General features: G+C 63.5%; 20 protein-coding genes. 14 read left to right on the forward strand and 6 right to left on the reverse strand.

What is annotated here, in order from left to right; all coding sequences use genetic code 11:
• Nucleotides 1-99 precede the first annotated feature (99 nt).
• The 3 genes from ppsA to OEG81_RS08790 all read left to right on the forward strand — a co-directional run bounded on the left by ppsA (nucleotide 100) and on the right by OEG81_RS08790 (nucleotide 4,774).
• Complete coding sequence (gene ppsA, locus OEG81_RS08780) at nucleotides 100-2,463, forward strand: phosphoenolpyruvate synthase (RefSeq protein WP_264132358.1); 2,364 nt, start codon at nucleotides 100-102, stop codon at nucleotides 2,461-2,463.
• A 169-nt stretch (nucleotides 2,464-2,632) separates the two neighbouring features.
• Nucleotides 2,633-3,952, forward strand: coding sequence for an NAD(P)/FAD-dependent oxidoreductase (locus OEG81_RS08785; protein ID WP_264132359.1), 1,320 nt, complete (start codon nucleotides 2,633-2,635; stop codon nucleotides 3,950-3,952).
• 114 nt (nucleotides 3,953-4,066) lie between these two features.
• Entirely contained in the window at nucleotides 4,067-4,774 is a 708-nt protein-coding gene (locus tag OEG81_RS08790) for a methylated-DNA--[protein]-cysteine S-methyltransferase (RefSeq protein ID WP_264132360.1), read from the forward strand.
• 20 nt (nucleotides 4,775-4,794) lie between these two features.
• On the opposite strand, the gene smpB is transcribed toward OEG81_RS08790, so the two are convergent.
• Nucleotides 4,795-5,259, reverse strand: coding sequence for an SsrA-binding protein SmpB (gene smpB, locus OEG81_RS08795; protein ID WP_264132361.1), 465 nt, complete (start codon nucleotides 5,257-5,259; stop codon nucleotides 4,795-4,797).
• 57 nt (nucleotides 5,260-5,316) lie between these two features.
• Here smpB and OEG81_RS08800 point away from each other — a divergent pair, with 57 nt between their 5' ends.
• The 5 genes from OEG81_RS08800 (at nucleotide 5,317) to mmsB (ending at nucleotide 9,432) form a co-directional block, all read left to right on the forward strand.
• Nucleotides 5,317-5,751: a type II toxin-antitoxin system RatA family toxin gene (locus tag OEG81_RS08800; protein WP_264132363.1), complete on the forward strand. Its 435-nt coding sequence runs from the start codon at nucleotides 5,317-5,319 to the stop codon at nucleotides 5,749-5,751.
• Nucleotides 5,741-6,103 carry an RnfH family protein gene (locus OEG81_RS08805; protein WP_264132364.1) on the forward strand — a complete coding sequence of 121 codons (363 nt, stop codon included), beginning with the start codon at nucleotides 5,741-5,743 and terminating at the stop codon, nucleotides 6,101-6,103. Before OEG81_RS08800 ends, OEG81_RS08805 begins: the two co-directional genes overlap by 11 nt.
• A gap of 119 nt (nucleotides 6,104-6,222) precedes the next feature.
• Complete coding sequence (locus tag OEG81_RS08810) at nucleotides 6,223-7,377, forward strand: acyl-CoA dehydrogenase family protein (protein ID WP_264132365.1); 1,155 nt, start codon at nucleotides 6,223-6,225, stop codon at nucleotides 7,375-7,377.
• Nucleotides 7,374-8,510 (forward strand): enoyl-CoA hydratase/isomerase family protein, encoded by a 1,137-nt coding sequence (locus OEG81_RS08815; protein ID WP_264132366.1) that lies wholly within the window; start codon nucleotides 7,374-7,376, stop codon nucleotides 8,508-8,510. Before OEG81_RS08810 ends, OEG81_RS08815 begins: the two co-directional genes overlap by 4 nt.
• A gap of 37 nt (nucleotides 8,511-8,547) precedes the next feature.
• Nucleotides 8,548-9,432 carry a 3-hydroxyisobutyrate dehydrogenase gene (mmsB, locus tag OEG81_RS08820; RefSeq protein ID WP_264132367.1) on the forward strand — a complete coding sequence of 295 codons (885 nt, stop codon included), beginning with the start codon at nucleotides 8,548-8,550 and terminating at the stop codon, nucleotides 9,430-9,432.
• 60 nt (nucleotides 9,433-9,492) lie between these two features.
• Here mmsB and OEG81_RS08825 read toward each other — a convergent pair whose 3' ends face one another.
• A complete protein-coding gene (locus OEG81_RS08825) occupies nucleotides 9,493-10,464 on the reverse strand; it encodes a YgfZ/GcvT domain-containing protein (RefSeq protein WP_264132369.1) in 972 nt (323 codons plus the stop codon).
• Between the two features lie 149 nt (nucleotides 10,465-10,613).
• Here OEG81_RS08825 and mltG point away from each other — a divergent pair, with 149 nt between their 5' ends.
• The 5 genes from mltG (at nucleotide 10,614) to OEG81_RS08850 (ending at nucleotide 15,371) form a co-directional block, all read left to right on the forward strand.
• Nucleotides 10,614-11,624 (forward strand): endolytic transglycosylase MltG, encoded by a 1,011-nt coding sequence (gene mltG, locus OEG81_RS08830; protein WP_264132370.1) that lies wholly within the window; start codon nucleotides 10,614-10,616, stop codon nucleotides 11,622-11,624.
• Between the two features lie 97 nt (nucleotides 11,625-11,721).
• The gene (tmk, locus tag OEG81_RS08835; protein WP_264132371.1) at nucleotides 11,722-12,381 is read left to right on the forward strand and encodes a dTMP kinase; all 660 of its coding nucleotides are present in this window, start codon (nucleotides 11,722-11,724) and stop codon (nucleotides 12,379-12,381) included.
• Nucleotides 12,378-13,430 (forward strand): DNA polymerase III subunit delta', encoded by a 1,053-nt coding sequence (holB, locus tag OEG81_RS08840; RefSeq protein ID WP_264132373.1) that lies wholly within the window; start codon nucleotides 12,378-12,380, stop codon nucleotides 13,428-13,430. Before tmk ends, holB begins: the two co-directional genes overlap by 4 nt.
• A gap of 94 nt (nucleotides 13,431-13,524) precedes the next feature.
• On the forward strand, nucleotides 13,525-14,289 hold the full coding sequence (locus OEG81_RS08845; RefSeq protein ID WP_264132374.1) for a TatD family hydrolase: 765 nt from the start codon (nucleotides 13,525-13,527) through the stop codon (nucleotides 14,287-14,289).
• A 188-nt stretch (nucleotides 14,290-14,477) separates the two neighbouring features.
• Nucleotides 14,478-15,371: an ankyrin repeat domain-containing protein gene (locus tag OEG81_RS08850; RefSeq protein ID WP_264132375.1), complete on the forward strand. Its 894-nt coding sequence runs from the start codon at nucleotides 14,478-14,480 to the stop codon at nucleotides 15,369-15,371.
• Nucleotides 15,372-15,446: 75 nt separating this feature from the next.
• Here the strand turns inward: OEG81_RS08850 and OEG81_RS08855 are convergent, their stop codons facing one another.
• From OEG81_RS08855 to OEG81_RS08870, 4 genes are read right to left on the reverse strand one after another with little or no spacing between them, the layout of a single operon-like run.
• A complete protein-coding gene (locus tag OEG81_RS08855; protein ID WP_264132376.1) occupies nucleotides 15,447-16,250 on the reverse strand; it encodes an RsiV family protein in 804 nt (267 codons plus the stop codon).
• Complete coding sequence (locus tag OEG81_RS08860; protein ID WP_264132377.1) at nucleotides 16,247-16,945, reverse strand: glutathione binding-like protein; 699 nt, start codon at nucleotides 16,943-16,945, stop codon at nucleotides 16,247-16,249. The genes OEG81_RS08855 and OEG81_RS08860 overlap by 4 nt, the downstream gene beginning before the upstream one ends.
• Before the next feature lie 12 nt (nucleotides 16,946-16,957).
• Nucleotides 16,958-17,458, reverse strand: coding sequence for a glutathione peroxidase (locus tag OEG81_RS08865; protein WP_264132546.1), 501 nt, complete (start codon nucleotides 17,456-17,458; stop codon nucleotides 16,958-16,960).
• Between the two features lie 28 nt (nucleotides 17,459-17,486).
• Nucleotides 17,487-18,050: a peroxiredoxin gene (locus OEG81_RS08870; RefSeq protein WP_264132378.1), complete on the reverse strand. Its 564-nt coding sequence runs from the start codon at nucleotides 18,048-18,050 to the stop codon at nucleotides 17,487-17,489.
• A 156-nt stretch (nucleotides 18,051-18,206) separates the two neighbouring features.
• Here OEG81_RS08870 and arsC point away from each other — a divergent pair, with 156 nt between their 5' ends.
• Nucleotides 18,207-18,551: an arsenate reductase (glutaredoxin) gene (gene arsC / locus OEG81_RS08875; protein WP_264132379.1), complete on the forward strand. Its 345-nt coding sequence runs from the start codon at nucleotides 18,207-18,209 to the stop codon at nucleotides 18,549-18,551.
• The last annotated feature ends 9 nt before the right edge of the window (nucleotides 18,552-18,560 follow it).

An 18,560-nucleotide genomic window follows, 5' to 3' on the forward strand; every position in this document is an offset into this window, starting at 1 on the left:
TGGTTTGCTTAGTACACCGCAGCTTTCCCCGTCCGCCACGCCCGCGGACCAGGCGCATTAAGCAAACACGCTTTCTTTTATATCGTTATAGGTGACTTTATGTCTTATGTAGTGTCTTTCGAGCAGCTCCGCATGACGGACGTCGACTCGGTAGGGGGTAAGAACGCATCTTTAGGTGAAATGATCAGTCAGTTGGCGGAAGCCGGGGTCCGGGTTCCGGGCGGTTTCGCGACCACGGCCGACGCATTTCGCGATTTCCTGAAATCCACGCAGCTCGACAAGCGCATTGCCGACCGCCTGGAGACCCTGGACTCGGAAGACGTGCGCGAACTGGCCAACGCCGGCGCCGAAATCCGTCAATGGATCATCGACACGCCGTTCCCGGCTGAATTCGAGCAAGCCATACGCGACGCCTTTGCCCAGCTCGACGCCGACGGTAAGGGCTCTTTTGCCGTGCGCTCGTCGGCCACCGCGGAAGACCTCCCCGACGCTTCCTTTGCCGGCCAGCAGGAAACCTTCCTGAACGTGGTCGGCATCGATGACGTCCTGGAAAAGATCCGCCATGTGTTCGCCTCGCTGTACAACGACCGCGCCATTTCCTATCGCGTCCATAAAGGCTATGCACATGCTGATGTCGCCTTGTCCGCCGGCATTCAGCGCATGGTGCGCTCCGACCGCGGCAGCGCCGGCGTCATGTTCACGCTGGACACCGAATCCGGCTTCAACGACGTCGTGTTCATCACCTCGTCTTACGGCCTGGGCGAAACCGTGGTGCAGGGCGCGGTCAATCCCGATGAGTTCTACGTATTCAAGCCCACGCTGGCCTCGGGCCACTATCCCATCATCAGCCGCCGCATCGGCTCCAAGCTCATCAAGATGGAATTCGATCCCGAGCGCGTCTCGGGCCATGCCGTGCGCACCGTGGATGTTCCGGTGTCCGAGCGCAACCGCTACTCGTTGACCGACGAAGAGGTCATCGAGCTGGCCCGCTACGCCGTCATCATCGAGAAGCATTATCAGCGCCCGATGGACATCGAATGGGGCCGCGACGGCCTGGACGGCAAGATCTACATCCTTCAGGCCCGCCCTGAAACGGTCAAGTCCCAGCACGAGCACAACGACGTGCAGGAACGCTATCGCCTGAAGGCGACGGGCGAGGTCCTGATCACCGGCCGCGCCATCGGCCAGAAGATCGGTTCGGGCAAGGTTCGCGTGGTGGCCGACATCTCTGAAATGGATCAGGTCAAGGCGGGCGACATCCTGGTCACCGACATGACCGATCCCAACTGGGAGCCGGTCATGAAGCTGGCTTCGGCCATCGTCACCAACCGGGGCGGGCGCACCTGCCACGCCGCCATCATCGCGCGCGAGCTGGGCATACCCGCCGTCGTCGGCTGCGCCAACGCCACCGACATCCTGGGCAATGGCCGGGAGGTCACCGTGTCCTGCGCCGAAGGCGACGAGGGGCGCATCTACGACGGCCTGATCGAAACCGAGATCGAGGAAGTCCGCTGGGGCGAAATGCCCGAGATCGGGCTGAAGGTCATGATGAACGTGGGCAATCCTCAACTGGCCTTCGACTTTTCGCAGATTCCCAATCATGGCGTCGGCCTCGCACGCCTCGAGTTCATCATCAACAACAACATCAACGTGCATCCCAAAGCCGTGCTCGACTATCCCAACGTCGACAGCGAGCTGAAGCAGGCCGTCGAATCCGCCGCCCGCGGCTATGCCAGCCCGCGTGCGTTCTTCGTCGAGAAGCTGGCCGAAGGCGTGGGCACGCTGGCGGCGGCCTTCTACCCCAAGCCCGTCATCGTGCGCCTGTCGGACTTCAAGTCCAACGAGTACCGCAAGCTGGTGGGCGGTTCGCGCTACGAGCCCGAAGAGGAAAACCCCATGCTGGGCTTCCGCGGCGCGTCGCGCTACATCTCCGACGAATTCGAGGAGTGCTTCCGCATGGAATGCGAGGCGCTGAAGAAAGTCCGCGATGAAATGGGGCTGACCAACGTCGAGATCATGGTGCCCTTCGTGCGCACCACGACGCAGGCCAAGAAGGTGGTCGACCTGCTCGCCCGGCATGGCCTGGCTCGCGGCGAGAACGGCCTGCGCCTGATCATGATGTGCGAAGTGCCTTCCAACGCCATCCTGGCCGATGAGTTCCTGGAGTATTTCGACGGCTTCTCCATCGGCTCGAATGATATGACCCAGCTGACGCTGGGCCTGGACCGCGATTCGGGCATGGAGCTGCTGGCCGCCGATTTCGATGAGCGCGACGAAGCCGTGCAATTCATGCTCCGCCGCGCCATACAGGCATGCCTGAAGGCCGGAAAGTATGTGGGCATCTGCGGCCAGGGCCCCAGCGACCACCCCGACCTGGCCAACTGGCTGCGCGACGAGGGCATCCTGTCCATGTCGCTCAACCCGGACACGGTCGTGGACACCTGGCAGCGCCTGGCCAAGTAGTCCATACAGGCCGTGAAGCACATGGGGCGCCATTTATCGGCGCCCCAGGTGTTTTTGACAGAAGGTTCCCTGTTTTCCGGACGTATGTGATACTCATGCTGCGGGCTTATGCGTGCCGGCATGCTGGCGGATTCGCCCGACCTATGATCCCTTCACGAAGGAATGGAACATGACGGATCTCGCACACAGGGTGGTCATCGTTGGGGGCGGCGCCGGCGGCCTGGAACTGGCCGCCAAGCTGGGACGCAAATTCGGCCCCGACCATGTCTGGCTGGTGGACAAGGCTGACGGCCATATCTGGAAGCCTTCGCTGCACGAGGTGGCGGCCGGCACCCTGGACATTCACCGCGAAGGGCTCTCGTACTTCATGCTGGCCAAGGATTGCGGGTTCACCTTCATCTTCGGCGAGCTCGAGTCGCTGGACCGCCAGGGAAAGCTGCTGTTGCTCAAGCCCGTGCGTTCCCCCGGCACGGGGGAAGAGATCTTTCCCGCCCGATCCATCCGCTACGATACATTGGTTCTGGCGGTGGGCAGCAAATCGAATTTCTTCGGGACGCCCGGCGCGGCGGAATTCGCCATCGCCCTGGACTCCACCGACGAAGCCGAGCGCTTCAGGCAGCGCTTGCTCCACCAACTGGTGACGGCCGATCAACGGAAATCGGCGGAGCCCGGGTATATGCTGGACATTGCCATTGTCGGCGGCGGGGCGACCGGAGTGGAACTGGCCGCCGAACTGCTGGAGGCCTGCGCCGACGCGGCATTCTATGGGCTGAACAAGCTGGAGCCGGGCACCGACATCCGCATTACCCTGTTGGAGGGCAGCGGCCGGATACTGTCCGCCTTGCCGGAGAAAATGTCGGCGGCGGCGCAGCAGCTGCTGCTCGATCGGGGCGTGGTGGTGAAGACATCCGTACGTGTCTCCGAGGTCAGGCGAGACGAGCTGATCGACAGCGAGGGCAGGCGGTACCCGGTCGATCTGTGCGTATGGGCGGCGGGCATCGAGGCGCCGGCCTTCCTGAAGAACCTGGGCCTGGAGGTCAATCGCATCAACCAGGTGGTGGTGGATGCCGGCCTGCGCACCAGCGATCCCGATATCTATGCCCTGGGCGATTGCGCCCAGGCGCCCTGGCATGGACACGAAGGGCGGCAGGCTTTGCCGGCCCGCGCGCAGGTGGCGCACCAGCAGGCCGGCTTTCTGCTTTCGGCCATGGAGCAGCGCATCAAAGGCGGCGCCGATAGCGGACAGCGCGTATTCCGTTTCCGTGATTACGGTTCGCTGGTGTCGGTGGGGCATAGCCGCGGCGTAGGCAGTCTGATGGGCGTGCTGTCGGGCAAGAGCTGGTTTGTGGAAGGCCTGCTGGCCCGCTTGATGTACATGAGCCTGCACCTCATGCATCACCTGGCTGTGCTGGGCCCTTTGCGCACCGGATCGCTGGCGCTGGGCCGCCTGCTGGCCAAGCGCGGGGCGCCGCGCGTCAAGCTGCATTGAAGTCGGGAGCGGGAATCGACCCGCCGCCGGCCATTGCGGCTTTCCTTTTTGCGCGTGCGAGTCCTAGAATGAAATATCGCTTCGCAGCCCGGCGAAGCCATAACGGGTAGCCTCATGACTTTTCATGCTCAATTGGCCTCGCCCTTGGGGCGGATTCTGCTTTGTTCGGACGGCGCGGCGCTGACCGGACTGTATTTCGTCGGGCAGAAAGATTGCCCCCCCATGCAGGGCTTGCCCGAACCCGCGTCCAGGAAGGCCGATCCCACCGCCGGCCTGATGGACGGCGCGCCCATCAAGGACATACGGGTGCGTCGGCGCCAGGCCGAGCTGGATCTGTTCGCTGCGGACGATGTGGACAATGCGGGCGACACGCCCGAAGGGCCGGCGCAGGGCGGATGCGGCGCGGAAGAAGGCGAGGGCAGGCACATTGGGCCGTTGTCCCTAATGCAGGACGCGACGCCGCCGGAAACGGCAGCGCTTTTCAAGCAGACCCATGCCGAGCTCGACGAATATTTCCGTGGTGAGCGCCGGACGTTTTCAGTACCCTTGCGCCTGGAGGGCACCGACTTCCAGAAGAAAGTCTGGAACGCCTTGCTGGACATCCCTTATGGCGAATATGTGTCCTATGGCGACGTCGCGCGGGCGGCCGGGCTCACAGCGGGGCATGGCCGTCCGGTGGGGACGGCGGTGGGGCGCAATCCCATCACGCTCATCGTTCCCTGCCATCGCGTCCTGTCCAGCGCGGGCACGCTCAACGGCTACACAGGCGGGCTTGAACGCAAGTTCGCGCTGCTGGAACTGGAAGGCCTGGACCTGGGCTAGCGAGCCGAAGGCGCCGCCGATCAGTCGTGCTTGCGGTTGCGCGTGTCGTGCTTCATGACGCGCTCTTTTTCGCGCTGCCAGTCCTTGTCGCGCGCGGTATCGCGCTTGTCGTGCAGCTTCTTGCCCCGGCCCAGGCCGAAATCCAGCTTCACGCGGCCGTTTTTGTAATGCAGGTTCAGCGGCACCAGGGTATAGCCGCGCTGTTCGACCTTGCCGATCAGCTTGCTGATCTCTTCGGCCTTGAGCAGCAGCTTGCGTGTGCGTGTGGCATTGGGATGAATGTGGGTGGATGCGGTGGGCAGCGGGCTGATGTGCATCCCGATGATCCATATTTCGCCATCGCGTACGATAACGTAGCTTTCCTTCAACTGCACGTGCCCGGCCCGTATGGCTTTTACTTCCCAGCCTTCGAGCACGAGGCCCGCTTCATAGCGGTCTTCGATGAAGTAATCGTGCGTTGCTTTGCGGTTATCGACAATGCTCATGAATCAATGTGGTTGTAGACTGTAAAATCAATACATTCTATCCATTAACTCCTTTCGATGCATAAAGTACAACGTTCTGTCCTGGTCCCGCACAGCCGCGCTCAAATGTTCGATCTGGTCGCCGACGTGGCCAGCTATCCCGAGTTCATGCCCTGGTGCGGCGGAACCGTCGTGCACCGGCACGACGAGCATGGAATGGAAGCATCCATCACCATCAGCATCGCGGGCATCAAGCAAACCTTCACCACCCGCAACGAGCACGATTATCCCGATCGGATCACATTTCATCTGGTCGACGGCCCGTTTTCGGCGCTGACCGGCAAGTGGGAATTCCAGGAGCTGGCGGCCGATGCCTGCAAGGTGGTCTATACCATGGAGTACGCCTTTTCCAGCCGCGCGCTCGAAGCGGTGGTGGGCCCCATCTTCAACCGGATAGCCACCAGCTTCATCGACTCGTTCACCCAGCGCGCCCAGGCGAAATATGGAGACTGAGGCCATCGGCGTCCAGGTGGTGTATGCCGAGCCCGGCTCGGCATGGCAGGCCGACCTGCGCCTGCCGGCCCGGTCGACGGTGGAGCAGGCGCTGCGGGCCAGCCGCTTCGCCAGGCTTTTCCCGAACTATCCTTATGATTCGTTGAAGGTGGGTGTCTACGGCCAGGAATGCGCATTGGACCGTGTCCTGGCCGACGGCGACCGGATCGAAATCTACCGGCCCCTGGTGTTCGATCCCATGGAGTCCCGGCGCCGGCGCGCCCTGCACCGAAAGGCCTTCATGACCAAGCCGAAGAACCGGCCCAGGCGGCGCAAGGCCAGGCTGGCCGCGGCTTTGTCCGGCGATGAGTAAACGCCGATTGTCACTCATATGACAAAAAAATAAGCGGTAAAGCGCTATGGTGGGCGCTACAAGCGACAAGCGGGACCCGTCACCGTCACGGGGCCGGCCACAAAGAAGGAGACAGCACCATGGATTTTCGCCTTGACGACGAACAACTGGCATTCGCCCAGGCCGCGCGCGATTTCGCCGCCGGCGAACTTGAACCCAATGCGGCCCGCTGGGACGCGGAAAGCATTTTCCCGCGCGAGGCCTTCGCCCGTGCCGGCGAACTGGGCTTTTGCGCCATCTATGCACCCGAATCGATAGGCGGACTAGGCCTGCCGCGCCTGGACGCCACCCTGGTCTTCGAGGAAATGGCGGCCTGCGACCCGTCCACCACGGCCTTCCTGACCATACATAATATGGCCACGTGGATGATAGGGTCCTGGGCGACCGAAGCCGTCAAGCAGGCCTGGGGCCCCGCGCTCGCCGCGGGCGAGAAGCTGGCTTCGTATTGCCTGACCGAGCCGGGCGCCGGCTCGGACGCCGCCTCCTTGTCGACCCGCGCCGAGAAGCGCGGCGCCTCCTACGCGCTGAATGGTGCCAAGGCCTTCATCTCCGGCGCCGGCGACACCGATGTGCTGGTCGTCATGGCGCGGACCGGCGGGGCGGGGGCCAAGGGCGTTTCCGCTTTCGTGGTGCCCGCCGACACGCCGGGCATCAGCTATGGGCGCAAGGAAGACAAAATGGGCTGGAACAGCCAGTCCACCCGGCCCATCACCTTTGACAATGTGGAGGTCCCCGCCGAGAACCTGCTGGGCAGCGAGGGCGAAGGCTTCAAGTTCGCGATGAAGGGCCTGGACGGCGGCCGCATCAATATCGCCACCTGCTCGGTGGGCGCGGCGCAGGGGGCCTACGAGGCGGCCAGGCGCTATATGACCGAGCGCAAGCAGTTCGGCCAGACCCTGGCCGGCTTCCAGGCACTGCAGTTCAAGCTGGCCGACATGGCGACGCATATCGTGGCGTCGCGCCAGATGGTCAGGCTGGCGGCCGCCAAGCTCGATGACAACGACCCCCAGGCCTCTTCGTACTGCGCCATGGCCAAGCGGCTGGCCACCGACCTGTGTTTCCAGGCCTGCCTGGACGCACAGCAGATCCATGGCGGCTACGGCTATCTGAAGGACTATCCGCTGGAGCGCCTGGTGCGCGACACGCGCGTCCACCAGATTCTTGAAGGCACGAATGAAATCATGCGCGTCATCGTCGCGCGCCAGCTACTCGAAAAGGGAGCCGATATCCGATGAATGCCCCGGTGTTGTTTCAAGAGCGGGATACCGCCAACGGCATGAAGGTCGGGGTGGCCACGCTCAACAGCCCCCAAACCCTCAACGGCCTGTCGCTCGAGATGTGCGCCCTCCTGGCCAGTCAACTGCGGCGATGGGCGGACGATAGCCGCATTGCGATGGTCCTTCTGAACGGCGCGGGCGGAAAAGCCTTTTGCGCCGGCGGCGACCTGCACAGCCTGCACACGGCCATGCGGGAGAACACCAGCGGCGATGCCTGGAACAACGCCTACGCCCGCGAATTCTTCGCCGTCGAATACCGCCTGGACTACCAGATACACACTTATCCCAAACCGATACTCTGCTGGGGCAGCGGCATCGTCATGGGCGGCGGGGTCGGCCTGATGATGGGCGCCAGCCACCGCGTGGTCAGCGAAACCACCCGCTACGCCATGCCCGAGATATCCATCGGGCTGTTTCCAGACGTGGGCGGTACCTGGATGCTGTCCCGGCTGGCGGGAGGGATAGGACTGTTCCTGGCGCTGACCGCGGCGCAATTGGGCGCCAGCGACTGCCAACTGCTGGGCCTGGCCGATTACACCCTGGGCTCGGGCCAATGGGACGAGCTCACCGCCCGCATCGAAGCCTCGTCCTGGTCCGGCGACAGGGTGGAGAACGACGGCGCCCTGCGGCGCCTGCTGCTGGAACTCCAGGTTGCCGACGCCGCTCCGCACGGGCCGCTGCAAACCCATCATTCCCTGATCCGGCACGCCTGCGACGGCAATGACCTGGATGCCATATGCGCCAATGTCCGCGCGCTGGCCGGACACGAAGACCCTTGGCTCCAGCGCGCGGCGGCCACCTTCAGTGCCGGCTCGCCCGGCTCGGCCCGGCTTTCCTTCACCTTGCTGCGGCGGGCCCGCCTGCTCGCCCTGGCCGATGTGTTCCGCATGGAATACATCGTTTCCCTGCACTGCGGGGCGCAGGGCGATCTGCAGGAAGGCATACGCGCGCTGCTCATCGACAAGGACAGGCAGCCGCGCTGGAACCCCGCCACATTGCGGCAGGCCGACGATGCCTGGGTGCAGCGATTCTTCCAGGCGCCCTGGCCGGACACGGCGGCCCATCCGCTGGCGGATCTGGGCCGGGCGTAGAAAATCATTCACATCACTAAAAGACAGGAGACAAACAATGAGTCGCATTGCATTTATCGGCCTGGGCCACATGGGCGGACCCATGGCCTTGAACCTGCTGAAGGCGGGCCACCAGTTGGCCGTGTTCGACCTGGTTCCGGCCGCCGTGCAGGCCGCCGTCGATGCCGGCGCCACGGCGGCGCCATCGGCCCAAGAGGCGGTGAAGGGCGTGGACGCGGTGATATCGATGCTGCCGGCCAGCAAGCATGTCGAGGGGCTGTACCTGGGCGAATCCGGCCTGCTGAATCACATCGCGGCCGGCACGCTGGTCCTGGAATGCAGCACCATCGCCCCGGAGTCCGCCCGCAAGGTCGCCCAGGCCGCCCAGGATAAAGCGGTGCGCATGATCGATGCGCCGGTGTCCGGCGGCACGGGCGGGGCGGTGGCGGGCACGCTGACCTTCATCGTCGGCGGCCAGGCGGCCGACCTGGAAGCGGCGCGCCCTTATCTTGAGAAAATGGGCAAGAACATCTTCCATGCGGGGGCGGCGGGCGCGGGGCAGGTCGCCAAGATCTGCAACAACATGCTGCTGGGCATCCTGATGGCGGGCACGTCCGAAGCCCTGGCCCTGGGCGTGGCCAATGGGCTGGATCCGAACGTCCTGTCGGACATCATTTCCAAGAGCTCGGGCCGCAACTGGGCGACCGAACTGTACAACCCCTGGCCGGGCGTCATGGACCATGCGCCCGCATCCAAGGATTATGCCGGCGGCTTCGGCGTGGACCTCATGCTTAAAGACCTGGGGCTGGCGGCGGAGTCCGCGCTCAATGCGCGCGCCTCGGTTCCCCTGGGCGAACTGGCCCGCAACCTGTACTCCCTGCATAGTGCGCAAGGAAATGGCGGGCTGGATTTTTCCAGCATCCTGAACCTGTACAAGAAATGATTGTTGCCGGCCATTGCCCTTGGGGGCACAGGGCCGGCAATCGGGGCGGACGGCCCAGGTTCAGACCCCGCTTTCGATTCCGTAGGGCAGGGGTTCAAGCCTGATGGCCGGCCCGTCGGCCTGTCCCAGCCTGAAATCGGCGCCATCCAGATCGGCAAGCTGCACTTCCATAAGAACCCGCATGCCGGCCTGGTCCAGGGCGGCGTTGACGATGCGCCCGCAAGGGTTGTCGGGCCGCCGGGCATCGAAGGTGTCCGTGGCGGCCAGCGCTTCCGCGTTCAAGCCGTCGGCCGGAGCGATCAGGCCGCCGGCCATGCGCCGCTTCACCATACCGCGGTAATGGCTGCGCGCCACGACTTCCTGGCCCGGGTAGCAGCCCTTGGTGAAGCTGACCCCGTCGATCAGGTCCAGGTTGAGGGTTTGCGGAATGAACAGGTCTTGCGTGGCCGCCTGGACCCAGGGCAGGCCCGCCAGGATGTCGCCCGCCTGCCAGCGCCCGTTGTCGTCCCGGGAGGCGCCGGCTTGCGGATCGGGCTGCCGCGCGACAAACCACCAGCGCCGCAAGCCCGGGTCGGTGCTGGGAGCGGCTATCCACGTGCCGGCCGCGTCATCGACGACGGTCCATGGCAAGGCTGATGCGAGCGGGGCGGAAAGGGCGCCGGCCGGATCCGTGCCGGACAGCGGGGAATCGCCGTCCAGGGCCAGGCCGAGCACGCGGTAGTCCGTCAGGCGCAAGCGGGCCTTGGCCCGGAGCACGAACATGGAAAGGCGCTTGACCAGCGCTTCCGCGATGTCGGCCTTGACCAAGGCCAGCACGGCGGGATCCTGCGTGCCGGTCTGGCGCCAGATGACCATGCTGCCCAGCAGCCGGCCCTTGGCCGTGCAATAGCCGGCCAGCCTGGCCTGTCCGGGTTCCAACCCCTGGACGTCGTGGGTGAGCTGCCCGTGCAGGAAGTCGACCGCATCGGCGCCGGTGACTTCAATAACGGCCAGATCGGAAAGAGTTGCGACAAAGCGCTTGGAATCGTTCATGAGAAATACGGCCCGCCTCGAGAGACACGATAAAACACAGCGTTTATGATAACGGGCTTCCAGCTTCCTTGCCGGGATGCCCCCGGCCCTTCGGGGGTGGTTTCATGCGCCCGGTCCCGCCCCGCGTGCTGGGCTAAACTTCAGGTCTGATGAAAAAACTGAAATCCATCGTTCTCTCCCTGTTTCTGATCGTGGCCCTGACGGCCTTGGCGCTCAGCGCCGCCGCCTGGTACTGGACGGAGCATCCCGTCGAGCTTTCCGCGGAGCGTGTCGACTATGTGGTCGAGGCCGGCAGCCGACCGCGCAGCATTGCGCAATTGATGAACAAGGCCGGCATACGCATCAACGAAGATGCCTTCGTGATTCTGGCCCGCTTGACCGGCAATGACACGCAATTGCAGGCGGGCGCCTACGAGGCGGTCCGCGGCGATACGCCGCGCAGCCTGATGGAGCGCATGGCCAACGGCGACATGACCCAGACCCGGCTGACATTGCTGGAGGGCTGGACCTACCAGCGGATACGCCAGGCGCTGCGCGAAGCGCCGCAGGTCAGGCAGACCCTGGGCGAGGCCACCGATGCCGAGCTTCTGAAGCGGCTGGGGGCGGACGAAACCAGTCCCGAAGGCCTGTTTTACCCGGATACCTATGTTTTCGTGCCGGGAACCACCGATTTCGACATCCTGCGCCGCGCCTATCATGCCCAGCGGCAATTGCTGGACACGCTGTGGCGCGACCGAGACCCGCAACTGCCGCTGAAGACGCCCTACGAGGCGCTGATCCTGGCTTCCATCGTCGAAAAGGAAACCGGCCACAGCGCCGACCGGAACAAGGTTTCGGGCGTGTTCGTGAACCGCTTGCGCATCGGCATGCCGCTGCAAACCGACCCCACCGTCATCTACGGCATGGGCGAGGCCTATCAAGGCCGGATACGGAAAAAGGATCTCACTACCGACACACCCTGGAATACCTATACGCGCCCGGGCCTGCCGCCTACGCCCATTGCCAGCGCCGGACGCGCCGCGCTGGAGGCCACCCTGCACCCCGAGCCGCATAAATTCCTGTATTTTGTTTCCAGGGGGGATGGCACCAGCGAGTTTTCATCAAACCTTGCGGCGCATAACCGTGCCGTGGCGAAGTACATCCTGGGGCGGCGTAATTGATGGGCACGCTCGTACGCCTGGCTGGGCGCCGCGCACGGCCCATGCCCCGGATCTTCTCCCTGGGCTCAATCAGAATGAAATTTCGGGAATCGATGTAATGGGCAAAGGCTTCATGATTGTCTGCGACGGCAGCAATGGCGCGGGCAAGACGACGGTGATCAAGGCGATCGAAGCGCACCTGAACGACAGGGGGCTGCAAGCCGTGGTCACGCGCGAGCCGGGCGGCACGGTCATCGGCGAGAAGATCCGGGATATCCTGCTGTGCCCCGATACGCCCGAAATGAGCGATATCGCCGAGCTCATGCTGTTTGGCGCGGCGCGCGCCCAGCACGTCAAGGAAAAGATACTGCCCGCCATCCAGGCTGGGAAGGCGGTCGTTTCCGACCGGTTCGATGCCGCCACCCTGAGCTTCCAGCACTACGCGCGGGGCCTGGACCTGGGCCTGGTCAGGCAGATCAACGCGCTGGCGCTGGATGGCTTCAGGCCGGACATGAACATCATTCTGGACCTGGATCCGGCCATCGGACTGGAGCGCGTGCATCAGCGCGGCGAGCGGCTGGACCGCATGGAGGCGCAGAAGCTGGAGTTTCTCCAGCGGGCCCGGCAAGGCTATCTCGAACAGGCCCGTCTCGACCCCGCCTTGTTCCGCGTCCTGGATGCGGGCCGGCCTTTGGCTCAAGTGGTGGCGGACGCGCTGGGCATCGTGGACGAACTGATCCGCCGCCATGGCGGCGGCCCCTTGGACGAAACCCCATGAACGACCTGGCGCAATTCCTGCCCTGGCAGCGCGATTTCGCGTCGCGATGGCTGTCGCGCCGCGAGCGCTTCGCGCATGCCTGGCTGATTCACGGCCTGCCGGGCATCGGCAAGCGCCAGTTCGCCCTGGCCGCGGCCGGCAGCCTGCTGTGCGAATCGCCGGATCATGGCCTGGCTTGCGGCCATTGCTCCGCCTGCCTGTGGCTGGCCAGCGGCAACCATCCCGATTTGCGCCGCATACGTCCCGACGCGCTGGCGCTGGAAGAGGGCGCGGCCGGCGGCGAAGACGATGGCGAAACCGGCGCCGCGCCGGCCAAGAAGGCGCCCTCCAAGGATATACGGGTGGACCAGTTGCGCGCGCTCGGCCCCTGGTTCAACACCGCCACGCATCGCGGCGGATGGCGCGTGGCCGTGCTGTACCCGGCGCGCGCCATGAATCCCATTACGGCCAATGCCTTGCTCAAGGTGCTGGAGGAGCCGCCGGAGCATACGGTATTCCTGATGGTGGCCGATGCGCCCGATCGCCTGCTTCCCACGCTGGTGTCGCGCTGCCGCCGCCTTCCTTTGCCGGTGCCCGATGCGGCGCAGAGCCTGGCCTGGCTGAAGGGGCAGGACGTTCATGATGCGGAGCAATGGCTGGCCGCGGCCGGCGGAGCGCCTTTGCTGGCGCGGCAACTGGCGCAATCGGGCGCGCGGCCTTGCCCGCAGTGGCTGGAGGATTTGATGAGCCTGCTGGCCGATGCCAGGCAGCCCGACATCGGACCCCTGGCCGACCAGCTGGAAAAGCAGCCTCCGGAAGCCTGGATCGATGCCTTGCAGCGCCTGCTCCTGGACTTGATGCTGGCCGGGGCGGATGCCCCTTTGCGTTATTTTCCCAGCCTGGATAAGACCATACGCCGCGTGGCCCTGCGCGCATCCCCGGCTGCGCTGGCCGAAACCGGCAGGTGGCTGGCGCAACAGCGGGCCGTCGCCGGGCACCCCTTGAATGCGAAACTGTTCGTGCACAGCGCCATGCAAAGAGTGGCTTTGGCTTGCGGCCCGGCATCCTGATCCCGGCAGGCGCGATAAATTCGCTAAACTAGACGATTGAGCCGGCGCGCCTTGCGCCGCCCGGCGCATTTCACCCTGGATTGCCACCCTTATCATGTACGTAGACTCCCATTGCCATCTGGATTTTCCCGAACTCGCCCAGAACCTGCCCGATATTCTTGGCCGGATGGCGCAGAACCAGGTCAGCCACGCGCTGGTGGTCAGCGTCAACCTGCCGGACTGGCCGGGATTGATGGAGCTGGTTGGGCCGCAACCCAATCTGTACGCCTCGGTGGGCGTGCACCCGGACTATGAAGACACCCCCGAGCCGACCGTGGACGAGCTGGCCAGGCTGGCCCAGTCGCCCAAGGTGGTCGCCATAGGCGAGACCGGGCTGGATTACTTCCGCCTGTCCGAGCCGCTGGAATGGCAGCGCGAGCGCTTCCGCACCCATATCCGGGCCAGCCGGAAAAGCGGCCTGCCGCTCATCATACACACGCGCTCGGCCAGCGCCGACACGCTGCGCATCATGAAGGAAGAGGGTGCCGACCAGTACGGCGGCGTCATGCATTGCTTTACGGAATCCTGGGAGGTCGCCCAGGCCGCCATGGAGCTGAATTTCTATATTTCGCTTTCCGGCATCGTCACCTTCAAGAAAGCCGAGGATTTGCACGAGCTGGCCCGGAAGCTGCCGCTGGACCGCTTGCTGATCGAGACCGATTCACCATACCTTGCGCCTGTTCCTCATCGCGGGAAAATCAACGATCCCTCCAAGGTAATGCATGTGGCAGAGAAAATAGCCGATCTGAAGGGTATTCCAGTGGCTCAGGTAGCTGAGCACTCCACAAATAATTTTTTCAGTCTTTTCAATAAAATATAAAGATAATTTAATGTTATTTATTTAAAGTAAATTGTTTAAAGTGAATTATTTAAAGTGCTTTAGTTAAATTAATTTCTTTAATAAGGTAAATCAGGCAGCCTCCGGGCTTGAACGACAGGGCGATCCAGAGCCTGCAAAGCAGGCCGGCCCTCAGGCCAAGCCCAACGCCGCGATTTCAGGAGCACAGCGTGTCAACCACTTTCTTCCCGCCCGGCAAAGCCGGATCGACGCCTCAGGCGCGAACGGGCGCACGCCTGGCCGCTGTCCTGGCCGGCCTGTTGCTGAGCATGGCGGCCCATGCCGCCAACCCTTCCAACTGGTGGGTCGATATCGCCAACGACCGGGCCGGCAGCATCAAGACCATGCTCGCGCGCGGAGCGGATCCCAATGAAATCAGCCCCAAGGGCCAGCCCGCCATCATGCAGGCCATACGGGATGGCGCCTGGGATGTCTATGACGTTCTGGCGGCCAATCCCAAAACCGCCTTGAACGCCATCAACGTCAACCGCGAAACGCCGCTCATGTACCTGGCCGTCGTGGGGGAAACGAAACGGGCACAGGAACTCATACGGCGCGGAGCCATGGTCAATCGCCTGGGTTGGACGCCCTTGCAGTATGCGGCGTCCAAGGGGCATCTGGATACGGTGAAAATGCTGGTCGCCAACAAGGCCACGGTCAATGCTCCGGGCCCGGATGGCACGACGGCCCTGATGATGGCGGCCTATGGGGGCAGCGAACCGGTGGTGCGTTTCCTGCTGGAGTCGGGCGCCGACGCAACCATGCAGAATTTGCAGAAGCAGGACGCGGCCGACTGGGCTCGATTGAAGAAACATACGGCACTGGCCGAAAAACTGGATGAATTGAGCGCCAAGGTTCTGGCCCAGCGGGCCGCCCTGCGCAATCGCGGCGATTCGGGGGGGCAGGCGGATTCCGGCGATGGCGTCAAGACGGTGGATCTGAATGACGGCGCTGCTACCGCGCCCGCCACGGCCGCGGCGAAAAAGAAGGAGCCGGCCAAGGATGCCTCGTCGACGTCGCGCTATTTCGACCTGGACCGCTTCAACGAACCGGCCGAGCCCTGACGGGCCTTGCACGCTTACCAACGGCGCCGCCGCATTGAGCAGTGGCGCCGTGTCTCCGACGAGACTATGGAGGCTTTAGGCCGGCATATAGGCGGGTTTCAGTATGCCCCGCAACTCGCTGTAGGGCATCAGCAGTTCAGGCTGCCCCGATGAATAGGGTGCGATCAGGTAGGAATCGTACTTGACGACCAGGCCCTGATCGGTGAAGCCGAAATTCGAGCTGACCTGGAAGGGCCAGATTCGATGGTAAGTGTCGGGGTCATTCTGTGCATCGGGGTTGGTGGCCAGCCAGCGCTGGTGGGCCGCCCTCAAGGCGGCGACATAGTCGTCGCCCTTGCCTGGTTCCAGAATGTCGGCCAGGCCCAGCACCCGGCCTGCGTCGTTGTCCCAGTTGAGAAACTGGGTGGCCGAAATACCGTGAGCCGCACCTGTGTAGTATTGCCAGGTATTCAGTTCGACCACGGTCAGGTGCCGGTTGCGATAGCGCGTTTTGGCGGCAAGCAGGGTCGAATCGCGCGGCGCCGCCGTTTTCCAGAAATAATCCTGGTATTGCTGCACCGTGGCATAAGGCGGCGCGCTGCTGTCCACGCCCGTCATGGTGGCCAGGGCATGGTCGATCAGTTCGTTCAGCCGCGTCTGACCCGGGAACACAATGGAATCCAGCTTCAGTGTGGGGCAGTCGCCGGTGCAGCCGGGCTTGCGGCGCTCCCACTTGACCTCCTGGGTAAACAGGCCCTCTTTGCCGCTTTGCTGAGCGGTTTCAGCGGGTATCAGCGAGATATTGTCCTTGGGGCCGCTGGCGCAGGCGGACAGGAAGACGACGGTGGAAAGCAGGGCGGCGCGCCGCACTCTAGGGAATAAAAACGGGGATATGCTCATTTGACGGTGCCGGCATTCTGGCCAAAAAGGATTTTGCGCGATTCCTCGTCGCCGACCGAGGGAAGCGCGTTTATCTGCTGGGCTTTCTCGTAGGCCCGCAAGGTGGCGGGACGGGCGGCGATGGCATCGAACCATCGCTTCAGATGGGGAAAGTCGTCCAGGTTCTGGCTCTGGCGTTCGTGCGGAACGATCCAAGGATAGCAGGCCATGTCGGCGATGGAATAATCGCCGGCGATGAACTCGCGGTCGGCCAGGCGCTTGTTGAGCACGCCATACAGGCGGCCGGTTTCGCGCACGTAGCGGTCGATGGCGTAGGGAATCTTGTCCTGGGCGTAGGTGTTGAAGTGGTGATTCTGGCCCGCCATGGGCCCCAGTCCGCCCATCTGCCAGAACAGCCATTGCAGCACGTCGGCGCGGCCGCGCAGCGTGCCGGGTATGAATTTGCGCGTCTTGTCGGCCAGGTACAGCAGGATGGCGCCGGATTCGAACAGTGAAACGGGTTCGCCGCCGTCGGCGGGCGCACGGTCGATGATGGCGGGTATGCGGTTGTTGGGAGCGATGTCCAGAAAGTGCGGCTGGAACTGCTCTCCCTTGCCGATGTTGATCGGGAAAATCGTATAGGGCAGGCCGGCCTCTTCCAGAAACAGGGTGATCTTGTGTCCGTTGGGCGTGGTCCAGTAATACAGGTCGATCATGGGTATCCTTTGTCAGGCGGAGGCCGGCTTGGCATCCAATGCTTTTTCGATATCGGCCCGCAAGGCCTCCGGCTTGGTGGCCGGGCCGTAGCGCTTGATCACCCGGCCATCGCGCCCCAGCAGGAATTTGGTGAAATTCCACTTGATGGCCTGGCTGCCCAGCACGCCCGCCTTTTCATTCTTGAGCCAGCCGTACAAGGGATGCGCTTGCGGGCCGTTGACTTCGATTTTTTCAAACAAGGGGAAACTGACGCCGTAGTTGGCGGAGCAGAATGCGGCGATCTGTTCGGGGCTGCCCGGTTCCTGGCGGCCGAACTGGTTGCAAGGAAACGCCAGCACTGAAAAACCCCGATCCTGGTAACTGCGGTGCAAGGCTTCCAGGCCCGCGTACTGCGGCGTAAAACCGCATTCGGAGGCCACGTTCACGATGAGCAGCACTTGATTGGCGTAACGCGACAAATCGACGTTTTCGCCTTGCAGCGACTTTGCCGAGAAAGAATGCAGGGTGGTCATGGGCGATTGCTTTTCCGGGCCGGGAGGGTCAGTGTACTTTACCATTCAGCGCCCATTTCCTGACCGCGGCCAGGGTGTTGGGCACGTGGCCGTCCGGGTCGGAGCTGCTGTACTCGTAATAGATTTTATGGTCCGGCGTAATCACATAGGAAACCCGGTTGGCCATGGCGGGCATGAAGGCCATCTTGGCATCGTAGGCCTTGATGACCTTGCCGTCGGGATCGGCTCCGACGGCGAATTTTCCGCGGCATTCGCTGACCGAGAATTCCTTCAGCTTTTCCAGCCCATCGGCGGAAACACCCAGCACGGTGGCGCCGTATTGCTTGTACTCGTCGATGGCTTCGGCAAAATTATGCGCCTCGATGGTGCAGCCCTTGGTGAACGCGGCGGGATAGAAATACAGCACCACGGGGCCGTTGCGCAAGGCTTCCTGTAAGGAAAAGGGAAAGGCTTTTCCGGCCTGCGTGGCCTCCAGGGTGAAGGAAGGCGCCGGGTCGCCGGGCTTCAATTGCGCATGCGCCGTGGCCGGGGCCAGGCAGGAAAGGGCCAGTGCGGCGGATGCGGCCAGGGCGGCCCGATGAAAATAAGTCATGATCATTCCTTCAAGCTGTGGATGCGGCCCTCGGCGGAGCGGTCAGCGATGGAACAGCCATTTTCATCCAGTCCCTGCGTTTCCACAAGAAGTGCCGTCAAAGTCGGCTACTATGTCGGCTTCAGCTTCATTACACGTTTATGTCAGCCCACGGCCATGACCACGATTTATCACAATCCCCGCTGCGGCACCTCGCGCACGGTGTTGCAAACCCTGCAAGAACGCGGCCTGCAGCCCGAGATCATCGAGTATTTGAAAACGCCCTTGTCCCGCGACCAGCTGGCCGCCCTGATCAGCGCTGCCGGACTGACCGTGCGCGAGGCGATACGCGCCAAGGAAGACCTGTTCCAGGAACTGGGGCTGGACGATCCCGCGCTGGACGACGAGCGGCTGCTGCAGGCCATGGCGCAGCACCCGGTGCTGATGAACCGTCCCTTCGTCACCACGGCCAAGGGCACCCGCCTTTGCCGGCCCGCCGCCCTCGTCGACGAGCTCATTTGAACAATGCCC

Origin of the sequence: Pollutimonas sp. M17, from assembly GCF_025836975.1 — a bacterium.
In the GTDB taxonomy this organism is placed as follows: Bacteria; Pseudomonadota; Gammaproteobacteria; order Burkholderiales; family Burkholderiaceae_B.